This is a genomic window from Streptomyces sp. NPDC101118, from assembly GCF_044759445.1.
In the GTDB taxonomy this organism is placed as follows: domain Bacteria; phylum Actinomycetota; class Actinomycetes; order Streptomycetales; family Streptomycetaceae; genus Streptomyces.
In genome coordinates this window covers 20,751-41,498 of record NZ_JBIVZG010000027.1, presented here as the reverse complement: position 1 = coordinate 41,498, position 20,748 = coordinate 20,751, and the positions used below count along the sequence as shown (strand labels likewise).

The following is a 20,748-nucleotide window of genomic DNA, read 5'->3' as shown; positions in this document are numbered from 1 at the left end:
CCGCGTTCCTACCGTGGGCGCAGCGAGGGCCGCGTGGTCTCTTCGCCCCACCCCGTCTGGAGGATCTGCGATGCCCTCGACCGACGTACTGGACGGCGGGCCCGCCGTGCGCCCGGCGCCCCCGGCGCTGGAGCGGATCACCGCCCGGGTCGCCGAGGACCCGGAGCGGACCGCCCTGGTGCACGGCGAGACCCGGATGAGCTACGGCGAGCTGGCGCTGGCCGTCGCCTTCCGTGCCGACGAGCTGGCCGCGGCCGGTGCGGGGCCCGGGCGGCTGGTGGCCCTGCACCGGCGCCGGGGGGTGGACGCGGTGGTCAGCCTGCTGGCCGTGCTGCGGACCGGTGCCGCGTACCTGCCGCTCGACCCGGACGCCCCGGCCGCCCGGAACGCCGCGATCCTGCGCGACGCGGCCGGCGAGGTGCCCGTGCCGTCGGGCGAGCGGGACCTGGTGCTGCCGGCCCGGGAGGACGTCGTCCCCGGCGACGCCTACGTCATCTACACCTCCGGCTCCACCGGCACCCCCAACGGCGTGGTCGTGGGCCACGACGCCCTCGCCCACTTCATCGCCGGCGCCACCGCCGTGTACGGGATCGGCCGCGACGACGTGGTGCTGCAGTTCGCGCCGCTGCACTTCGACGCCAGCGTCGAGGAGGTCTTCCTGACCCTGGGCGCCGGCGCCACGCTGGTGCTGCGCGACGACGAGATGCTCGACGTGCCGGGGCTGCTGGACGGCTGCGCCCGGCACGGGATCACCGTGCTCGACCTGCCGACCGCGTACTGGCACGAGCTGGCCCATGCCGTCTCCGCCGGAGTGGCCGGACTGCCCGCCGCGCTGCGGACCGTCGTGATCGGCGGGGAGGCGGCGCTGCCGGAGCGGGTGGCGCAGTGGTCGCGGGCGGCCGGTGCCGTGCGGCTGCTCAACACGTACGGGCCCACGGAGGCCACCGTGGTCGCCACCGTCGCCGACCTGTCGGGGTACACCGGGGGCCCGGTGCCCATCGGCCGGCCCCTGCCCGGGGTGCGCGCGGCCGTGGTGGACGGTGAACTGTGGCTGCTCGGGGGCGGGTTGGCCCGCGGTTACCTCGGCCGCCCGGAGCTGACGGAGCGCCGGTTCACCTCTCTGGACGGGGAGCGCGCCTACCGGACCGGCGACCTGGTGACCGTACGGGAGGACGGCCTGCTGGGCTTCCGGGGCCGGTCCGACGACGAGGTGAAGATCAACGGCCACCGGGTGGACCCCGCGTCCGTGGAGTCGGTGCTCTCGGCGCATCCCGCGGTCCGCGAGGCGGCCGTCGTGGCGCAGCGGCCCGCGGAGGGCGTCGTCCGGCTGGTGGCCTTCGTGGTGGCGGACGGGGTGACGCCGGCGGAGCTGCGGGCGCACGTGCGGGCGGAGCTGCCGCCGGCCGCCGTGCCGGGCGCCTTCGGGCTGGTGGCGGCGCTGCCGCGGACCGCGTCCGGGAAGATCGACCGCCGGCTGCTGCGGGACACGGTGCCGCAGGAGCGGGACGCGGTGCCGGTGCGGGAGGCCGCGCCCGCCTTCGAGCCGCCGGCCGAGGAGGACAGGGTCCCGCTGTCGTACGCACAGCGCAGGCTGTGGTTCCTGGCCGCCCTGGAGGGGCCCTCGGCGAGCTACAACGCGCCGTTCGTGCTGCGGCTGGACGGGGTGCCGGACCGGGCCGCGCTGGCCGCGGCGCTGGCCGACGTGGCGGAGCGGCACGAGGTGCTGCGGACCGTCTACCCGGCGCCGGCGGGCGGCGAGCCGTACCAGCACGTGCTGGAGGCGGTGGCGGTGCCGCTGGAGGTGCACACGTGCGGGGCCGGCGACGTGGCCGCGCGGGCCGCCGCGGCCTGCGCGTACGCCTTCGACGTGGCGCGCGAACTGCCGCTGCGGGCCAGTCTGTTCGTGAGCGACGACGGTACGGCCACGCTGGTGCTGCTGCTGCACCACATCGCCACCGACGGCTGGTCCGCGAGGCCCCTGCTGCGCGACCTCGACCAGGCCTACCGGGCGCGGCTGGCGGGCGGGGAGCCGGGCTGGGAGCCGCTGCCGGTGCAGTACGCCGACTACACGCTCTGGCAGCACGAGCTGCTGGGCGACCCCGACGACCCGGACGGCATGGCGGGCCGGCAGCTGGCGCACTGGCGGGCGGCCCTGGACGGCATGGCCCAGGAGGCGGCGCTGCCCTTCGACCGGCCCCGGCCGGCCGAGCCGAGCGGGGCGGGGAAGACGCTGGTCGGGCGGGTGGACGCGGAGACGCACCGGCGGCTGGCGGAGGTCGGCGCCGAGCACGGCGCGAGTTCCCTGATGGTGTTCCAGACGGCCCTGGGCCTGGCCCTGGCGGCGGCGGGGGCGGGCGACGACCTCGGGATCGGCACGCCGGTGGCGGGCCGCGGCGACGAGGCGCTCGACGAGCTGGTCGGCTTCTTCGTGAACACGCTGGTGCTGCGCACGGACGTGTCGGGTGGGGACGGCGGGCCCGGCGGGGCCTCGTTCGGGGAGCTGGTGGAGCGGGTCAGGGACGCCGACCTGGCCGCGTACGCCCACCAGGAGCTGCCCTTCGACCTGCTGGTGGAGCGGCTGAGCCCGCGGCGCTCGCTGGCGCTGAACCCGTTCTTCCAGGTGATGCTGACGGTCCAGCAGGAGGACGGCACCGGGGACGGCTCCGAGGGCGGGGCCGGTGTCCCCCTGGGCGATCTGCGCGGCCGGTTCGCCGAGACCGGCCTGGCGGCGGTCAAGTTCGACCTGAGCCTGTCGTGCGTGGAGCGGCGCGACGCCGCGGGCGTCCCGGCGGGGGTCGAGGTGTGGTGCGAGTACGCCGAGGACCTGTTCGACGAGGAGACCGGCCGGCTGCTGCTCGACCTGTACGTACGGACGCTCGCGGCCTGTGCCCGGCGGCCCGGGGAGCGCCCGGACCCGGCGGAGCTGCTGGGGGCGGACGCGGAGGGGCTGGCGGCCCGGCGCGAGCGGGCGGCCGGGGCTGCGGCGTCCGGTGCGGCGGTCCTTTCCGGCGCCGGACACGACGGCGGGGCCGGCGACGGGACCGCCCGTCCCGGCCCGGTGCGCGGTGCGTCCGGCCCGGCGGCCGTCACGGAGATCCTGTGCGGGCTGTTCGCCGAGGTGATCGGCCGGGACCGGGTGGGCCCCGGGGACGACTTCTTCGCGGTCGGCGGCCACTCGATGATGGGCATCCGGCTGGTCAACCGCATCCGCGCGGTCCTCGGCCTGGAGGCCCGCATCCGGGACCTGTTCATCGCGCCCACGCCGGCCGCCCTGGCCCGGCACCTGACCGGCCGTGCGGCGCCCGCGGCCCGGCCCGCGCTGGTGCCGGCCGGGCGGCCCGAGCCGGTGCCGCTGTCGTACGCGCAGCGCCGGCTGTGGTTCATCGACCAGCTGGAGGGGCCGAGCCGCTCGTACAACATCCCCTTCGCGCTCCGCCTCGACCGGCCGCTGGACCCGGCGGTGCTGGCCGACGCGCTGGCCGACGTGGCCGCGCGGCACGAGGTGCTGCGGACCGTGTACCCGGTGGTCGACGGACGGCCGTACCAGAGCGTGCTGGCGTCCGCGCGGCCGGCGCTGGGCGTGGTGCGGACCACCCCGGAGAACCTGGCGGCGGCGATCGACGCGGCCACCGGGCACGTCTTCGACCTGGCCCGGGAGATCCCGTTCCGCGCCTGGCTGCTGGAGGCGGGGCCGGCGGAGGGCCAGATCCTGGTGCTGCTGGTGCACCACATCGCGGCGGACGGCTGGTCCACGGCGCCGCTGCTGGCCGACCTCGCCGAGGCCTGCCGGGCGCGGGCGGGCGGTGGCGCGCCGGAGTGGGAGCCGCTGCCGGTGCAGTACGCCGACTACGCGCTCTGGCAGCGGGAGCTGCTGGGCGCGGCCGACGAGCCGGGCGGTGAACTGGCCCGGCACCTGGAGTTCTGGAAGGAGCGGCTGGCCGGGGCGCCGCCGGTGCTGGAGGTGACCGGGGCGCGGACGCGTCCGGCGGAGGCCTCGCACCGGGGCGCGGGGACGGCGTTCGCGCTGGACGCGGAGACCCACCGGGCGCTGGCGCGGCTGGCGCAGGAGCGCGGGGTCACCCTGTTCATGGTGGTGCAGGCGGCGCTGGCGGCCGTGCTGACCCGGCACGGGGCGGGTACGGACCTGCCGCTGGGCACGGTGGTGGCGGGCCGGGACGACGAGGCGCTGGACCGGCTGGTGGGGTTCTTCGTGAACACGCTGGTGCTGCGGTGCGACACCTCGGGCGACCCGACGTTCGGGGAGCTGCTGGGCCGGGTCCGGGACACGGACCTGGCGGCGTACGCCCACCAGGAGCTGCCCTTCGACCAGCTGGTGGAGCACCTGAACCCGCAGCGGTCCACCGCCCACCACCCGCTGGTGCAGGTGGTGCTCCAGGTGCACCCGGCCGAGGGGGAGGGCGACGGGGGCTCGCCGCTGGCGGGCACGCCGGTGGCGTTCGACAGCGGGTTCACGAAGTTCGACCTGACGGTGCAGCTGTGGGAGGCGCAGGACGCGGCGGGCGCGCCGGCGGGCCTGTCCGGGGTGCTGGAGTACGCGACCGACCTGTACGACGCCCCGGTGGCCGCGCTGCTGGCGGAGCACCTGTCCCGGGTCCTGCGGGCCGTCGCGGCCGACCCCGGGGTCGCGATCGGTGACATCCGGCTGCTGGACGCGGCGGAGGAGCACCGGCTGCTGACGGCGTACAACGACACGGCCACCCCGGCGGCCCCCTGCGGGCTGGTGCACGAGGTGTTCGCGGCGCGGGCCCGCCGTACCCCGGACGCGCCGGCCGTGTCCTACGGGGACGAGACCTTCACGTACGCGGAGCTGGACGCCCGGGCCAACGTGCTGGCGCACCGGCTGCTGGCGGCGGGGGTGGGCCGGGACGACGCGGTCGGGGTGCTGATGGACCGTACCCCGGACCTGCCGGCCGCCGCGCTGGCGGTGCTCAAGTGCGGTGCGGCGTACGTCCCGCTGGACCCGCGGCTGCCGGACGCCCGGGTGCGGATGGTGATGGAGGACGTGGCGGCGTCGGTGCTGCTGACGCAGGAGGCGCACCTGGAGTCGGCGCCGGTCCGGCAGGAGCGGGCGCACGGCGTCCGGGTGCTGACGGCCGACTCCCCGGCCCCCGGGGGCACCCCGGGGCACGACCCGGGGATCGAGGTGGGCGAGGACGCGCTGATGTACGTGATGTTCACCTCGGGCTCCACCGGGCGGCCGAAGGGCGTGGGCGTGACCCACCGCAACGTGGTGGAGCTGGCCGCCGACCGGTGCTGGAACATGGCCAACCACCGCCGGATGCTGGTCCATTCGGCGATCGGGTTCGACGCCTCGACGTACGAGCTGTGGGTGCCGCTGCTGGGCGGCGGCGAGCTGGTCGTGGCGCCGGGCGACGGCACGGACGTGGCCGAGCTGGACGCGGTGGTCCGCGAACGCGGCGTGACGGCGGCGTACTTCACGATGGGCCTGTTCCACATCATGGCGGACGAGGGCCTGGAGACGCTGAAGCTGCTGCGGGAGGTGTGGACGGGCGGTGACGTGGCCTCGCCGGCGGCCCTGCAGCGGGTGCTGGACCACTGCCCGGACACGGTGCTCGTGCACTCGTACGGGCCGACGGAGACCACCTTCGCCTCCCACCACCAGCGCTTCGAGACCGCCGAGCGGGAGCTGCCCGGGGTGTTCCTGGGCCTGGCGATGGACAACACCCGGATCCACGTGCTGGACGAGCGGCTGCGGCCGGTGCCGGTGGGCGTGCCGGGCGAGATGTACATCGCCGGCTCGCACGTGGCGCGCGGCTACGTCGGCCGGCCGGGGCTGACGGCGGAGCGGTTCGTGGCCGACCCGTTCGGCGCGGACGGCGGGCGGATGTACCGGACCGGCGACCTGGTGCACTGGACGCCCGACGGCGAACTGCGTTTCATCGGGCGGGCGGACGGCCAGGTCAAGCTGCGCGGCTTCCGGATCGAGCCGGGCGAGATCGAGGCGACGCTGGCCCGGCACCCGTCCGTGGGCCAGGCGGCGGTGGTGGTCTTCGAGGACCGGCCGGGCGACAAGCGCCTCGTCGCGTACGTGGTCCCGCGCGCCGGCGGTGGCGGGGTGGACCGGGACGCCCTGCTGGCCTGGGCGGCGGAGGAGCTGCCGGAGCACATGGTGCCGGCCGCGCTGACGGTCCTGGACGCGATCCCGCTGACGGTGAACGGCAAGCCCGACCGGGCCGCGCTGCCGGCGCCCGAGCTGCGGGCGGCGTCCTCCGGGCGGCGGCCGCGCAACCCCCGCGAGGAGGTGCTGTGCGGGCTGTTCGCGGAGATCCTGGGGCTGCCCGAAGTGGGCATCGACGACAACTTCTTCGCCCTGGGCGGGCATTCGCTGCTCGGCGTGCGGCTGGTGAGCCGGATGCGGACGGTGCTGGGCGTCGAACGCGGGGTGCGGGACCTGTTCCGCACGCCGACGGTGGCGGGCCTGCTGGGCGGGGACGGGCAGGAGGGCGGCGAGTTCGACCCGATGGGCGTGCTGCTGCCGCTCAGCACGCGGGGCACGCAGCTGCCGCTGTTCTGCATCCACCCGGGCACGGGCGTGGGCTGGCCGTACGCCGGCCTGGCCCAGCACCTGGGGCCCGACCAGCCGCTGTACGCGATCCAGGCGCGGGCCCTCAGCGAGCCCGGCCACTCGCCGGCGAACGTCGAGGAGATGGTGGAGGACTACCTGGAGCGGATCCGGCAGGTGCAGCCCTGGGGCCCGTACCGCTTCCTCGGCTGGTCCTTCGGCGGCACCGTGGCGCACGCCCTGGCCGCCCGGCTCGCGGAGCTGGGCGAGCGCACCGAGCTGATCGCGATGATGGACGTGCACCTGCTGCCGACCGAGCCGGTCCGCCGGGCCATGACCCCGGCGCAGAAGCGGGACATGCTGGTGGGCGACACGGACGAGCCCGAGGACGCGCCGTTCGACGTGGGCGCCCTGATCGAGCTCGTCCGGGCGCAGGACCCGGTGCTCGGCGGGTTCTCCGACGAGGAGATCACCTCGGTGATCGGGGCCTCGGTCGACCACGCCGAGATCATGAACCTGTACGCGCCGCGCCGGGTCGCCACCGACCTGCTGTTCTTCTCGGCGACGGAACCGGGCATGCCGACGGACGCCCTGGTGACCAACTGGATTCCGTACGTCGACGGTGCCGTGGAGAACCACGTCATCGAGTCCATTCACACGAGAATGGGCGAGCCGGAACCGCTCGCCCGAATCGGCCGCGCACTTTCCGAGAAATTGCAGACCCTTTCCCGCACCCGCGAGAATTACCCGACGAGGAGCCAGTGATGACCAATCCTTTCGACGACAACGAGGGCACCTTCTACGTCCTGGTGAACGAGGAGGGCCAGCACTCGCTGTGGCCCGGCTTCGCCGAGATCCCGGCCGGCTGGGAGATCGCCCGAGGTGAGGGCAGCCGGGCCGAGGCGGTGTCGTACGTCGAGGAGCACTGGACGGACATCCGGCCGAAGAGCCTCGTCGCCCAGTACGCCTGATCCCCGACCCCGGCAAATCGTTTTGCGGGCCGTGTCCGCGGCGCTTCCACAGCGCCGCGGACACGGCTTTTCCATTTCCCGCCGGCAGGGCGGGACTTCCCGCTATCTGCCGCTCCAACTTCCCCTCCCATTCCGGCCCGCCGCCGATAATTCCATCATGCGACGAGGGATTTTGAAGATTCTGCTGAGCGGCACGGCATCGGATTCCCACACCTGGAACCTGGTCTACCTGCAGCTCTTCCTGGAGGAGCTGGGACACCGGGTCGTCAACCTCGGCCCCTGTGTCCCGGGCGATCTGCTGGCCGCGGGCTGCCACGAGCACGCCCCGGACCTGCTGGTCATCAGCAGCGTCAACGGCCACGGCTACCGGGACGGGCTGACCGCCGTGGCCCGGGTGCGCCGCGAGCCGGGACTGGCGGCCCTGCCCGTGGTGATCGGCGGGAAGCTCGGGGTCGCCGGGGTCAGGGACCCGGCCGCCGCCGCGCGGCTCACCGCCGCCGGCGTGGACCGGGTCTTCGACGACGGGGACGTGACGGCGCTGCGCGGCTACGTCGGCACGCTGGCCGGGGCACTCTCCCCGGCCCGGGTCCCGGCATGACCGCCGGGACCCTCACCGCGCCGGCCCCGGCCGCCGGGGCCGGGCCCCTGGAGGCGCCGTCGTTCGGCGGGTTCGTGGCCGCGGCGGCCGCCGGGGGGCGGCTGGTGGTGCAGCCCCGGATGGGCTTCTCCGACCCCGCCCTGATGCGGGCCGGGCTGGCCGCCACCCGGGGGGCCGCCGCCGCCTCCGTCGGCACCCTGACCATCGACAGCTACACCCGGGTGGGCGACCAGGCGGCGGCCCGGGCCTGCCTCGCGGAGGGCGTGCCGCTCAACGGCTACCCCATCGCCACCCACCCCGGGCACGAGACCCGGGCCCTGCTCGACGGGGTGCTGGACGCGTCGTTCCCGGTTCAGGTCCGGCACGGCTCGTCCCGCCCCGAGGCGATCATCCGGGCGCTGGCCGCGGCCGGCCTGGACGCCACGGAGGGCGGCCCGGTCTCGTACTGCCTGCCCTACGGCCGCACCCCGCTCGCCGAGTCGGTGGACAACTGGGCACGCGGCTGCGAGCTGCTGGCCGCCCTGGTGCCCGCGCCGCGGGTGCCGCACCTGGAGACCTTCGGCGGCTGCATGCTGGGACAGCTCTGCCCGCCCGGCCTGCTGGTCGCCCTCAGCCTGCTGGAGGGGCTGTTCTTCGCCCGGCACGGCATCCGCAGCGTCTCGCTGAGCTACGCGCAGCAGACCGACGCGGGCCAGGACGCGGAGGCGGTACGCGCGCTGCGCCGGCTCGCGGGCGAGTTCCTGCCGCCCGGGGTGGACCGGCACGTCGTGCTCTACACGTACATGGGCGTCTACCCGCGCACCCCGCGCGGGGCGGTCCGGCTGCTGGAGGCCTCGGCGCGGCTGGCGGTCCGGGCCGGCGCGGCCCGGCTGATCGTCAAGACGGCCGCGGAGGCGCACCGGATCCCGACCGTCGCGGAGAACGTGCGCGCCCTGGAGACGGCGGCCGCCACCGCGGCCCGCACCGAACGGCCCCCGGAGGGCGACGAGTTCACCGACAGCGAGGTGTACGCGGAGGCGCGGGCCCTCGTGGAGGCGGTGCTCTCCCTCTCCCCCGAACCGGGCCGGGCCCTGCGCACCGCGTTCGCCCGGGGCCACCTGGACGTCCCGTACTGCCTGCACCCGGACAACGCGGGCCGGTCCCGCAGCTTCGTGGACGGGGACGGGCGGCTGCGCTGGTCGGCGGCCGGGGCGATGCCGGTCGCGCCGTCGGCGGTGACCGGCGGACGCACCGCGATGACCGCGGACCGGCTGCTCACGGCGGTGCACGGCGTCGCCACCCGCTTCGACCGAGAGACCACTTCACCGACGGATTCAGGGAGTTGACCATGCAGGAGTCGTACGAGGACCAGACCGGCGGCCAGGCCGGGAGCGGGGCCGAGGGCCGGGCCGAGGACCCGGGTGCGGGACCGCTGCCGCTGGGCGCCCACCTGCGCTCGCCCCGGTTGCGGGCGGCGATGCTCGTCCAGCAGGAGGCGCTGTTCGCGGCCCGCGCGTTCCTGCGCGGCGAGGGGTTCACGGAGCTGCTGCCGCCGCTGGTGGGCCCGGTCACGGACCCGGGCGGGCGCGGCGCCAAGGCGCTGGACGTGGACTACTACGGGCACCCGTACAAGCTGATGACCAGCGCGATCCTGTACAAGCAGGCCTCGCTGCGCGGCTTCCCGAAGCTGTTCTACATCGCGCCGAACGTGCGGGTGGAGCCGCCGGAGACCGCGGGCACCGGCCGGCACCTGGTGGAGTTCCACCAGATCGACGTGGAGCTGGCGGGCGGCAGCCGCCGCGACGCGCAGGAGGTCGCCGCCGGACTGCTGACGCACGTGGTGCGGCACGTCTGGGCGGCCGTGCCGGAGGTGCTGCGCGAACTCGGCCGCGACGAAATGGACTTCGCCGAGCTGCTGGCCGGGAAGTTCGACACCTGCACGCACGGGGAGGCGGTGGCGCGGCTGGCCGGCCGGGGGCACGCCCAGAGCCCGGACGCGGAGATCGACTGGGCGGGCGAGCGGCTGCTGTCCCTGGAGGCGGACCGGCCGTTCTTCATCGAGGACTACCCCAAGGGCTCGCGCGGCTTCTACGACCGCGAGGACCCCGAACGCCCGGGCGTGCTGCGGAACTTCGACCTGATCGCGCACGGCGGCTACGGCGAGCTGGTCAGTGGCAGCGAGCGCGAGGCGGACTACGCGACGATCGTCACCCGGATGCGGGAGAGCGGGGAGAACCCGGCGAAGTACGCCTGGTACCTGGACCTGGCCCGCGAGGGCATCCCCGCGAGCGCCGGGTTCGGCATGGGCGTGCAGCGGCTGGTCCGCTACCTGACGGGGCTCGACGCCCTCTGGCAGGTCAGCGCGTACCCGAAGCTCCCGGGGGTGGTGGCGCCGTGAGCGGGCTGCGGGCGGCCGGGTTCCCCGAGCACGAGGTGCGCGCGCGGGCCCGGCACGGCACGGCGGAGGTGTTCCCGGCGGCCGGTGCGTACGGCGAGGAGCTGTTCGGGGCGCGCGAGACGTACGCGTACGACGAGCTGGACCGGGCGCGGCTGGCGCCGCCGGTGTTCATGCCGCTGCGCCTGGAGAAGCTGATCGAGCTGGGCCGCGAGCCGGGGTACGAGGACGTGGACCTGCGCACCGGCATCGGCGGGTTCGCTTCCGAACTGCCGCTGTACCTCTCGGCGTTCGGGTCCACCCGGGCCGGCAGCGGGGACCTCGGGGTGGCCGCCTCGCGCCAGGCGGCGCGGCTCGGCATCCCGATGGTGATCGGCGAGAACATGGTGCCGGTGCACGGCTACCGTCGCGGGGACGGGGCCGTCCGCTCGGCGCTGCTGGCGCGGATCGCCGCGTACGCGGAGGAACTGCCCGACGGTGTGGGCGGCGTCGTGGTGCAGCAGTCCACGGAGGACGCCGACTCGGAGGTGTGGAACCTCGTCTACAGCGACCCGGGGACCCGGCCGCTGCTGGAGTCGGGGCGGCTCGCGTTCGAGCTGAAGACCGGGCAGGGCGCGAAGCCCGGGCTCGGCGGGATGACCGTGGTCGGCGCGGCGGAGGCGGAGCGGCTGGCCGGGCGGTTCGACGTACGGGAGGTCTTCGGGGAGGGCTCGGAGCACCGGCTGCGCTGCGCCACGGCCGGGACCTTCACGCAGGAGATCGTGCGCCAGCAGCTGCGGTTCATGCGGAACAACTTCCCCAAGGCCAGGACCTGGGTGAAGTTCCACCCGGGCCGGGACGTGGCGGACGCCGCGGCCACGGCCTGGGCGGCCGGCGCGGACGCGGTGACGGTGGACGGCGCGGAGGGCGGCACCGGCTGGGCACCCCGGGTCTTCCTGGACCAGGTCGGGCTGAGCCTCGCGGAGTGCCTGCACCGGATCGGCCGGCCGGCGGGCTGTCTGCTGGCCTCGGGCCGGATGTGGGAGGGCGGGCGCGCGGTACGTGCGCTGGCCCTGGGCGCCCGGGCGGTGGGCCTGGGCCGGGCGGCACTGATCGCCGTGGACGAGGACCCCGAGGCGGGCCTGGTCCGGCTGGCCGGGGCGCTGGCGCTGGAACTCCGTCTGCTGACGGGCGCGCTCGGCAAGTACCGCACGGACGCGCTGGACCCGGCGGACCTGTGGTGGCCGGGCGCCCCTCCGGTACCGCCCCGGGTGGCCGTTCCGGAAGGGGAGGGCGCGGCGGGCCACGCCGCCCCCGCGCAGACGGGAAGCGCGCCGTGACCCGGCGCGCCGCGCCCGGGCCGGCCGGGGCCTGCCGGGGCGCGTCGGGGCGGCCGCGGTGCCGGGGCGCCGGCCGCTCAGGGGGGTCCGGCCCCGTGCGTCCCGGCCGGGCGGACCGCAGCCGGACCCCGGCCGGAGGCCACGGACAGGTGCTGGCGCGGTTCACCTTCGGGCCGCTGCCGGGCGTGGAGGTCCGGCCGGCCCCCGCGGGCGCCGGCTGCGGTGCGGCCGCCCTGCGGGCGCTGGCCGCGCACGGGCGGCCGTACCTGGGCGGGCTGCTGGAGCTGCGCACCACGGGCCGCCCCTCGGCGGCGGCCCGGCGGCGGGCCGCCGCGCTCGCCGTGACCTCCGCCCTCCGCGGCGGCCCCGGGGTGGCACGGGTGCGCTCCGCCGCGCCCTGAGCCCCCGGACCCCCTCTCCACCTTTGGTCTTTCCCTCTCCCGATGACAGAACCAGGCAGGTACTCGATGGACAGCTCCGCACGCCCGGCCACCCTCCACTGGGGGAAGGTGGGCTCGCTCGTCGGCGGTCAGGCCGCCGTACAGCTGGGCAGTTTCGCCCTGCTGATCGCCATGAACTGGACGGCGGTGCAGATCGGCGGCACCGGCGCCGTCACCCTGCTGATGCTGGCGGCCACCGTGCCCAGGGCGCTGATGCTGGTCTTCGGCGGGGCCGTGGCCGACGTCCTCGGCCCGCGCTGGGTGCTGCTGCGCACCACCACCGCCCGGGTCGCGGTGCTCGCCGCGGGCGCGGTGATCACCGCGTCGACGGACCTGCTGTGGCCGCTGGCCCTGGTCGCCCTGGTGGAGGGTGCGCTGCTGGGGCTGGCCGGGCCGGCCTCGGGGGTGCTGATGCCGCAGCTCGCGGCTCCGGAGCACCTGGCCCGCGCCAACTCCCTGTACGCGATGGTGCTGCGCATCGCGCCGATCCTCGGGGCGCCCGCGGGCGCCTGGCTGATCACGGTCGGGGAGCTGTGGGTGGCGCTGGCGGTGGCCGCGGTCACCGGCCTGGTGTGGCTCGGCTGCCTGCTGTACGTGACGCACGGCTTCCGGCGGCCCGACCCCGAGCCGGGTGTGTCGATGGTGAAGCGGTCCGGGGACGGGTTCCGGCTGCTGGCCCGGCACCCGCGGCTGCGCTGGATGTTCGTGGCCTCGTTCTGCCTGGACCTGGCCTTCGGCTGGCCGGCCGAGGTGGCGCTGCCGCTGCTGGTGGACGAGCGGGGCTGGGGTGTCGGCGCGGTGGGCGTGGTGCTGGCCGCGTTCAGCGTGGGCGCGCTGGGGTCGAGTGCGCTGGGTGCGGTGCTGGCGCACCGGATCTCGCTGTTCGTACGGCTGGTGGTGTCCGGGGCCGGCCTGGCGGTCGGCATCCTCGTGATGGCGCTGATGCCGTCGGTGGTCTCGCTGACCGTGGTGGCCGCCCTGGTGGGGCTGCTGTCCGGGCTGAACGGGCCGGCGCTGGTGACGGTGTACCAGCAGGCGGCGCCCGAGGACCGGATGGGCGCGGCGATGTCCACGCTGTCGCTGGCCGGCATCGGCACGGCCCCGCTGTCGATCGCGGTGTTCAGCAGTCTGGCGCTGGTGCTGGGCGTGCAGACGACCTGGCTGATCTGCGGGACGGTGGCCTTCGTCTCGCCGGTGGCCGCGCTGCTGGCGCTGCGCCACCCGGTCCCGGCCGAGCAGGCACCGGCCGAGCAGGCACCGGCCGAGCAGGCACCGGCCGAGCAGGCACCGGCCGAGCAGGCACCGGCGGAGAAGGCACCGGCCGGGGAGGCGCACGCCGGCGCGGCAACCGCCCAGCAGGCGCCTGCCGAGGGCGCGCCCGCTGCCGCCGACGCCTCCGGAGCCGTACTCGTCAGCCCCTCCCCCGCATCCGTGTGAGGTTGCAATGTCACGTGTGATCGCCCCTCCCGAGCCCCGGGCTCCCCTGCCCCCCACCCCGCTCGCCGCCCTGTACGTCGCCCCGCCCCCGGTCCCCGGGGCGGGGGCGGCACCGCAGGTGTGGCTGGTCGAGACCGCCGTGCACCGCGAGTCCTCGGCGCGGCTGGCGCCCGCCACCCTCGACCCCCAGGAACTGGCCCGCGCGGCCGGGTTCCTACGGGCCGAGGACCGGGACGCGTACGTCTGCGCGCACGTCGCGCTGCGCCGGCTGCTCGGCGCGTACCTCGGGCTGGCCCCGCGCGGGGTGTCCGTCTCCCGTGCGCCGTGCCCGCACTGCGCGGAGCCGCACGGCCGCCCGGTGCTGCCCGGCGACGCCCTGCACTTCTCCCTCTCGCACTGCGCCGGGCTGAGCCTGCTGGCCTTCGCCGCGACCCCGGTGGGGGTGGACGTGGAGGCGGTGCCGCCGCCGGCCACGGTGGCGGAGACGGCCGACGTGCTGCACCCGCGGGAGGCCGCCGAGCTGGCGCTGCTGGATCCCGGGGAGCGGGCCCTGGCCTTCACCCGGGTGTGGACGCGCAAGGAGGCGTACCTGAAGGGCCTGGGCATCGGGCTGTCGGAGAACCCGGCCGCGGACTACGTGGGTTCGGGCCCGGTGCCGTCGCATCCGCCCGGCTGGTCGCTGAGCGACGTGGCGGTGCCGGCCGGGCACTGCGCGGCGGTCGCCCTCGAACTGCCGTGAAACGGCGGAGGGGGCCGGAGGGAGCGGACCTTTCGGTCGCTTCCTCCGGCCCCCTCATGGGCCGTTGTTCAGTTGTGCGGCTGTCGGTTCAGCCGTCCTGCGTGACTACCAGGGCTTGAAGAAGCTGGAGTCACCGTGCTTCGAGACCGCCCAGTAGAAGCCGTTCGCGGCGCCGTTGCAGACCGTCTCGATGAGCTTCGGCTCGCAGATCCGCTTCTTCATGTCGTACTTGAAGCGCGAGTCGATCCTGTCCTTGTTGGCCCGGGTCCGGCGGTTCTGCTTCCGGTAGTTCCGGTAGCCGAAGTCGTGGCGGGCGCAGGGCCAGTAGAACTGGTTGGCGTAGTAGGCCAGCGGGGCTCCGATGATGATGTAGCCGTACCACGGGGCCGAGCAGCCGTCGTCCGACCAGACCAGGTCCCGGCGGTGGCCGGAGCGGCGCTTCTCGTCCCGGAAGGCCCAGAGGCCGCGCTCGAAGAGCCAGTAGTCCGTGGCGGACCGGGCGGTGCCGGTCGGGGAGCCGTAGGCCGTGATGCTCATCGTGGAGGCCAGCGGGGCGACCTTGCAGCCGGGGCACTGGCCGAGCTGGCTGGCGGAGCCGGTGACGTCCTGGCCGCTGATCTGGCCCTCCAGGGCGCCGCCGGAGGCGAGGCCGCCCGCGTTGTCCTGGACGAAGAAGGCGCCGGTGCCGGGGCTGTACTGGATCTGGCCCTCGTCGGTGGCCTCGTTCAGCTCGATGGTGACCGAGCCGTCGGCGTCGACCGCGGCGATGCCGTTGAGGTCGTCGACCTCCGTGATCAGGGTGCGGGTGATCCCGGTCGCGCCCTGGGTCCAGACGAGCTGGTCGGCGTCGTCGTAGTGGAACTTCTGGGTGTCGGCGACGGTCCAGGTGCCGGCGTTGCCGGTCTCGACGACGGCGCCGCGCTTGCGGCCCGCCGGGTCGAGGGTCCAGGTCTGGCGGCGGTCGCCGGCGGTCTGCCGCTGGAGCAGGTCGTTGGCGAAGTAGGCGGAGGTCAGTCCGTCGGGGCTGGCGGTCAGGCGGCCGCGGCCGTCGTACTGGTAGCCCGCGTCGACGATCCGGCCGGCGGAGTCGTAGGTGTGCTCGGTGGCGGTGCCGGCGGAGGTCGGGCAGCCCGCCTCGGTGGTGCCGGCGGCCGAGGCCTCGCTCTTGCGGCTGCCGTTGGCGTTGTAGGTGTAGGAGTACACGCTGCAGGTGCCGGAGCCGTCCTGCGCCTCGTTGGTGGTCTTCACCAGGCGGCCGGCCGCGTCGTACGTGTTGTTGGCGACGGTCAGGCCCGAGCGGTCGAGCAGCTGGCCGTGGACCGAGGTGCTGCCGGCGCTGGCGAAGAAGGGCTCGCTCTGGCCGTCGAGGGTGTAGGAGCGGGCGACCGTCTCGCCGTTGGGCGCGTTGGTCTGGCGCATGGTGACCCCGCCGGGCAGGGTCTGCTGGACGGTCTTGCCGTCACCGTCGTACTGGCTGGTGAAGACACCGGCGACGGAGTCGGTCACCTTGGTGGCCAGGCCCCGGGGCTCGGCGTTCGCGTCGTACTCGTAGGTGATCGTGTACGGGGCGGAGCTGACCGTCTTGACGACCCGGTTGAGCGAGTCGTACTCGGTCGAGGTGGTGGCGCCGTCGGCGTCGGTGTACTTCACCAGGCGGCCCAGGGCGTCGTACTCGTTGGTGAGCGTACCGTCGGCGGTGGCGGTCCTGGCGACCCGGCCGCTGTCGGCCTCGTAGGTGGTGGTGCTCTCCGCGACGGCGGTGCCGAGGCCGGTGACGCCGGTCTTCACGAGACGGCCGGCGGCGTCGTAGGTCTTGGCGGTGACCTTGGAGGTGCCGTTGGCGGTCTCGGTGACCTTGGTCTGCTGGCCGTGCCGGTCGTACTCGAAGGTGGTGGTGGGCACCTCGTCGGGGTTGCCGTTGCCACCGGTGATCTTGGCGGCGGGGGCGGTCTTGCAGACCAGGTCGGCCCATTCCGGCTTGCCGGAGCAGTCGCCGGTGCCGTCCGCGGTCCAGTAGCTGGTCACGGTCGCCGAGGCGTCCGTGCCGCTGGAGGCGGGGATGGTCGCCAGGATCGGGCGGCCCGCGGTGTCGTACTTGGTGGTGCGGGTCACCGCGAGGGCGCCCGGGTCCTCCGTCTTGGCCGTGGGCAGGCCCTTGGCCCAGTCGTAGGCGGTGCTGATGGTGCGGGTCTCGGCCTCGGCGTAGCCGGTGACCTGGACGCCGACCGTCTTCTTGGTCTCCTGGTGGCTCACCTTGGCGCTGCCGTCGGTGGGACGGCCCTCGTCGAAGGTGGTGCGGGTGTGCTCACGGCCGGGGACCTCGCTGCCCGCCGCGACGGCCGGGAGGCCGCCGGTGGCCGGCAGTCCGGCCGCGAGGCCGGTCAGCTTCAGCGGGCCGTAGGAGTCGGTCTCGCTGACCCCGTCGGCGCTGTAGGAGCTGGTGGAGGAGAGCAGGTCGGCGCGCTCCGCGGTGCCGAGTTCCGAGATGTTCAGCGCGTCGAGCGTCTGGGCGGCGCCGCCGGCGGTGCCCAGGGCCAGCTCGCGGTTGGCCGCGGTGAGTTCGCGGACCTGGTTGCCGAAGGTGTCGTACTCGGTGGTGGAGATGTGTCCGCCGGGTGCCGCGGTGTTGACCTGGCGGCCCGAGGCGTTGGTGTAGGTGACGGCGGCGCGCTTGTAGTCGGCTGCCGTCAGCTGGTCGCCGGTGGTGCCGGCGGGGACCTGGTCGGCGGGGAAGAGCGCGGTGGCGTCCGTGGGGACGTCGCTCTGGCCCCAGGCCGCGACCTGGGAGGCGCCCATGCCGTACGGGGCCTTGGTGCCGGTGAGCGGGACCTCGTAGACCACGGAGGTGGCGGCGGTGCCGTCGGTCTCGGTGGCCGAGCCCTGCTTGAGGGCGGGGCGGGAGGCCTTGGTCAGCATGCCCTCGCCGGCGACCGGCGAGGTGCCGGCCTTGGCGTAGGAGAAGGTCCAGGCGAGTTCGCCGATGGGGGTGAGCTTGCTGACGCGGCCGGCGCTGTCGTAGTCGTACTGCGTCTTCAGTGCCGGGGAGACCCGCGGGTCCCACATCTGGCGGAGCCGGCCGGCGTTGTCGTAGGCGTAGGCGACCGCGTCGGTGGACGTGGCGGCCGTGGCGCCCGGGTTGGTGGCCCACAGCCGGATGCCGGTGACGCGGCCGGCGTAGTCGCCGAACTGCGTGTCGGTGGCGGTGGTGGTGGCGGCGTACACGTACTCGAGGACGCGGCAGCCCTTGGTGGCCGGGGTCGCCTTGCACAGGTCGATGGAGGCGGCGCTGGTGCGGGAGACCAGGTACTTGGGCCTGGCGACCTGCTTGCCGTTCTCGGTGACGACCGTGGAGATCAGCACGGTGCTGGGGTTGGCCGGGTCGTCGGCGGGGCGCGCGGTGCCGGACAGCGCCCAGGCGTCGGTGCCCGCGGGCTTGGTGAAGGTGCTGGTGACGCCGTTGGTGTCCTTCAGCGTGTACGTGCCGTCGGCGGCCTTGGTGAGGGTGAGGCCCTCGGCGCCGGGCTCGGGCTTCCAGCCGCCGCCGGTGGTGGCGGTGAAGCCGGTCTGCTTGCCGTCGGCGTCGGTGACGGTGGCGAGGCCGGTGCCGGGCTCGCGGACCGTGGCCCAGTTGCTGCCGGTGGTGGCGAGTTCCAGGCCGGAGGCCCACTCGGGTCCGAAGATCGCGGCCTGGCCGGACTGGGCGGAGCCCTGGCCGGGGCGGCGCGAGGAGGCGCTGCGGGTGACCGACATGCCGAAGACGGTGGTGTCGGTGGAGCCGAGGGTGAAGTCACCGGTGAGGGCGTTGACGCTGCCGGGTCCGACGGGGAGGTCGGGGGCGGCGCCCGCGGCGCGGTCGACGGTGACCGTGTTGGCCGGCGAGTACTCGGTGGAGGTGCCGTCGGTGACGACGGCGCGGACGTCGGCCGGTCCGTCGGCGGTGAGCGTCTGGGTGATGTTCCAGCTCAGCTCGGGGACGACGCCGCCGGTGATGGCGACGGGCCAGGCGGCCGGGGTGGCGCCGGTGGCGGCGACCCGTACGTCGGCGAGGGGGACGTCCTTCCAGGTGTCCGTCTCACCGCGGCGGTACTGGTAGCGCACACCGGTGTCGCCGGGCTTGGCCTGGGCGATCAGCGCGGTGCGGCTGGCGGGGCGGTCGCCTTCGGCCGGGGCCAGGAGGGCGGCGCCGGTGCCGGCGTAGAAGGTGTAGGTGACGTCGGCGGAGGCGTTGCCCGCGGCGTCCCGGGTGTGCACGGTCAGGGTGTGCTTGCCGGCCCGGAAGGTGAGGGGCTTGGTGACCGCGGCGCCCGTGGTGGCGGCGGTGGTCCAGGTGCCCGCGTCGAGCTTGTACTGGATGTCCTTCACGTCGCTGGTGGGCGGGGTGAAGGTGAAGTTGCCGGTGAAGTCGCCGTTGGAGTTGGCGGTGCCGGACCACTGGCCGGCCGGGAAGGCCGTGGAGGAGACGGCCGTGGTGGCCGGCTTGGTGGTGTCGACCGTGAAGGTCTGGAAGGCGGACCAGGTGCCGTTCCAGGTGTTGCCGTCGTAGACCGCGGCGCGCCACTTGTAGCTGCCGGGGGCGAGCGCGGTGGTGGGCGTCCAGGGGGCGTTGGAGCCCGAGGCCGTGTAGGCGGACTTGCCGGTCTGGAGGGCGGCGGTGCCGTTGGCGGCCCAGATCTCGTAGGTGAGCTGGACGGTGTTGCCGTCGGCGTCGGTGGCCTTGCCGGTGAGCGTGGGGGTGGTGTCGTTGGTCGAGGCACCGGTGAGCGGGGAGACCGGCACGGCGGCGCCCGGCTTGGTGTTGTAGCTGACCGTGAGGGAGGGCTCGTACGTGGCGTTGTGCGAGCCGTCGACGTAGTTGGCGCTGCGGTAGCGGCGCCAGGTCAGCGGGTCGGCCTCGTTGGCCGAGGCCACGCGGATGCCGTAGTTGGGCTGGCCGGCCGCCCAGTCCGCGGCGATGCCGTCGATCTCCCAGGTGGACTGGCCGCCGGGGCAGGAGGTGTTGTAGCCCTTGGCGTCCTTGTTGAGGGCGGCGGAGTCGGTGGTGGTCGCCGGCTGGTTGGACCAGGTGATGGCCGAGGGGTCCCAGGCGGCGGTGACGCGGCGCACCTGGATGCCGGCGTTGGCGGTGTTGCAGGTCGACGCGTAGTACGAGTACATGCGCAGCTTGGCGTCGAGGATCTGCTTGCCCTTGTACTTGTCCACGTTGAACTGGAGGAACGAGCGGGCCTTCTCGTTGCCGTCGTACGTGCCGGCCTTCAGCTCGGTGGAGCCGCGCTGCGAGGTCAGGTAGTCGTCGTACTGGATCCAGGTGTCGGTGACCGCGCCCATCAGGGAGTCGGTGGGGTCGATCGTCACCGGGTACTTGAGGCCCGGGTCGTTGAGGAACGCGGCGCTCGGCTTGAGGACGAGGACCTGTCCGCCGTCCTTGTCCTTCTCGATCTCCACGTCGACCGCGGCGATCTTCTCGGGCTCGCCGGAGGCCTTGTCCATCGTGGCGCCCCACATGACGGGGGCGGGGGCGGTGGCCTTGGTCTTGTTCTTGGCGTCGTCCCAGCGCAGCCGCTTGTCGGCGGTCTCCTTGAGGGTCAGGCCCTCGGCCTCGACGGGCAGGCGGTACTCGACCGGTCCCTTGGGGCGCTCGCGGAGCACGACGTTGTGGGTGAAGCCCTCCTTGAGGGCCGTGACGACGAGGTCACCGCCGGGGACGGCGTCCGGGTAGGTGGCGGTGGGGCCGTCGAGCTTCGGCTTGGGGAGCTTGCCGAGCCAGGAGACGCCGAGGGAGTGCTTGCCCTTGTCCACGGAGGCGAGGGGCTCGCCGGTGCCGCCGTCGGAGAGTTCGACGTCGGCGGCGGCCTGCTTGGGCTGGACGACACCGTCCTCGGCGACGAGCGTCATGTCGATCGGCGCCCAGTTGCCGTGCTCGTCCTTGGCGCGGATGGCCCCGGTGAAGGTCTCGACGGTGGTGGTGCCGTCGGGGTTGGCGAAGGTGCTGGTGGAGTCGGTGCGGTCGGAGAGGATCTCGATCCGGCGCTTCTGCACCTTGGCCATCAGGCGGGCGGAGGCCGCGTTGGGGGCCTCGGCCGGCCCCTTGGGCTTCTTGGCCGTTGCGGCGGCGGGGGCCGTGCGGGGGGCGGACTGGGTGGTGGTGGCGAGGGCGATGCCGGTGTCACTGACCATCAGGACGGCGATCGCGGCGGCTTGCCACATGAGCCTGCGCCGGTTGTCGGGCAGTGCTCTTCTCTCGGACGAGTCGGGTATGTCGGACTCGTTCAGGCCGGAAGGCATGGGGGAGTTACCTCACTGTGAACTGGGGGGAAGCGGGATGGTGT

At 74.7% G+C, this 20,748-nt stretch carries 10 protein-coding genes; 9 read left to right on the top strand and 1 reads right to left on the bottom strand.

Annotated features, from left to right (window positions below; translation table 11 throughout):
• Positions 1–70 precede the first annotated feature (70 nt).
• The 9 genes from ACIQUQ_RS31655 to ACIQUQ_RS31615 all read left to right on the top strand — a co-directional run bounded on the left by ACIQUQ_RS31655 (position 71) and on the right by ACIQUQ_RS31615 (position 14,422).
• Entirely contained in the window at positions 71–7,309 is a 7,239-nt protein-coding gene (locus ACIQUQ_RS31655; protein ID WP_403982886.1) for an amino acid adenylation domain-containing protein, read from the top strand.
• Positions 7,309–7,515: an MbtH family protein gene (locus ACIQUQ_RS31650; protein ID WP_403982884.1), complete on the top strand. Its 207-nt coding sequence runs from the start codon at positions 7,309–7,311 to the stop codon at positions 7,513–7,515. The genes ACIQUQ_RS31655 and ACIQUQ_RS31650 overlap by 1 nt, the downstream gene beginning before the upstream one ends.
• A 157-nt stretch (positions 7,516–7,672) precedes the next feature.
• Positions 7,673–8,113, top strand: coding sequence for a cobalamin B12-binding domain-containing protein (locus ACIQUQ_RS31645; protein WP_403982882.1), 441 nt, complete (start codon positions 7,673–7,675; stop codon positions 8,111–8,113).
• A complete protein-coding gene (locus ACIQUQ_RS31640) occupies positions 8,110–9,438 on the top strand; it encodes a methylaspartate mutase (RefSeq protein WP_403982880.1) in 1,329 nt (442 codons plus the stop codon). Before ACIQUQ_RS31645 ends, ACIQUQ_RS31640 begins: the two co-directional genes overlap by 4 nt.
• A gap of 131 nt (positions 9,439–9,569) precedes the next feature.
• Complete coding sequence (locus ACIQUQ_RS31635; RefSeq protein WP_403982964.1) at positions 9,570–10,490, top strand: asparagine synthetase A; 921 nt, start codon at positions 9,570–9,572, stop codon at positions 10,488–10,490.
• The gene (locus ACIQUQ_RS31630; protein WP_403982878.1) at positions 10,487–11,806 is read left to right on the top strand and encodes a glutamate synthase-related protein; all 1,320 of its coding nucleotides are present in this window, start codon (positions 10,487–10,489) and stop codon (positions 11,804–11,806) included. The genes ACIQUQ_RS31635 and ACIQUQ_RS31630 overlap by 4 nt, the downstream gene beginning before the upstream one ends.
• Before the next feature lie 95 nt (positions 11,807–11,901).
• The gene (locus tag ACIQUQ_RS31625) at positions 11,902–12,207 is read left to right on the top strand and encodes a hypothetical protein (protein WP_403982876.1); all 306 of its coding nucleotides are present in this window, start codon (positions 11,902–11,904) and stop codon (positions 12,205–12,207) included.
• A gap of 42 nt (positions 12,208–12,249) precedes the next feature.
• Positions 12,250–13,683, top strand: coding sequence for an MFS transporter (locus ACIQUQ_RS31620; protein ID WP_403982874.1), 1,434 nt, complete (start codon positions 12,250–12,252; stop codon positions 13,681–13,683).
• Positions 13,684–13,690: 7 nt separating this feature from the next.
• Positions 13,691–14,422: a 4'-phosphopantetheinyl transferase family protein gene (locus ACIQUQ_RS31615; RefSeq protein WP_403982872.1), complete on the top strand. Its 732-nt coding sequence runs from the start codon at positions 13,691–13,693 to the stop codon at positions 14,420–14,422.
• Positions 14,423–14,527: 105 nt separating this feature from the next.
• Here the strand turns inward: ACIQUQ_RS31615 and ACIQUQ_RS31610 are convergent, their stop codons facing one another.
• A complete protein-coding gene (locus ACIQUQ_RS31610) occupies positions 14,528–20,704 on the bottom strand; it encodes a phospholipase A2 (protein ID WP_403982870.1) in 6,177 nt (2,058 codons plus the stop codon).
• Positions 20,705–20,748 lie beyond the last annotated feature (44 nt).